This is a genomic window from Pediococcus stilesii, assembly GCF_001437075.1.
Lineage (GTDB): Bacteria > Bacillota > Bacilli > Lactobacillales > Lactobacillaceae > Pediococcus > Pediococcus stilesii.
The window spans coordinates 1-881 of sequence record NZ_JQBX01000044.1 but is presented as its reverse complement, the minus strand read 5'-3'; the positions used below and the strand labels follow the sequence as shown (position 1 = coordinate 881).

Here is an 881-nt window from a genome sequence, read left to right as displayed (position 1 = left end):
GGTTCATTGAAAAAGATGATCGGCGCAGCCAGTGGTCATGAAGCAACTCAAAAAGAAATCGAAGATTTCAAAGTGGCAGTATCATCAGAATTGACTCAATACGCAAGTGGAATTTTACTTGATCCTGAATATGGAATTCCAGCAGCACGAGTTCGTGATGAAAATGCTGGTTTACTAACGGCTTATGAAAAAACTGGTTATGACGCAACTGAACCAGGCCGTTTCCCTGATATTCTTGAAAAATGGTCCGTTCGTAAGTTAAAAGAATTGGGCGCTGACGCAATTAAGTTCTTGCTTTATTACGATGTCGACGAAGGCGAAGCAGTAAATGAACGTAAACAAGCCTTTATCCAACGTTTAGGTGACGAATGTAAAGCTGAAGACATGCCTCTTTTCCTAGAATTGGTTTCATACGATGCTAGCAACGAAGACGTTAAAGGTAAGGAATACGCTGCAGTAAAGCCCCATAAGGTAATTGAAATGACGAAAGAATTTTCGAAACCAGAATATGGCGTGGATGTGCTTAAGTTGGAAGTGCCAGTTAATCAAGCATACGTAGAAGGTTTCGCTGACAACGCCGACGACGTTGTCTACAGTAAGGCCGAAGCCGCTAAGTATTACAAGGAACAAAGTGATGCAACTGACTTACCATTTATCTTCTTGAGTGCGGGCGTTTCAGCTGAAATGTTCCAAGACGAATTGAAGTTTGCGCATGAAGCCGGTTCGAAGTTTAACGGTGTGCTCTGTGGACGTGCAACATGGCGGAATTCCATCGAACCATTTGCCGGTGAAAGTGAAGAAGCTGGTTGCAAGTGGCTTCAAACGCAAGGTAAGAAGAACATCCAAGAACTTAACGAAGTGTTAGCAGTAACTGCAACACC

1 protein-coding gene is annotated in these 881 nt (G+C 43.0%); it reads left to right on the top strand.

All coding sequences use genetic code 11. The features are described 5' to 3' along the window. Positions 1-881, top strand: an 881-nt coding sequence (locus IV81_RS09160; RefSeq protein ID WP_057804425.1) for a tagatose 1,6-diphosphate aldolase, incomplete at both ends; no start/stop codon positions are given.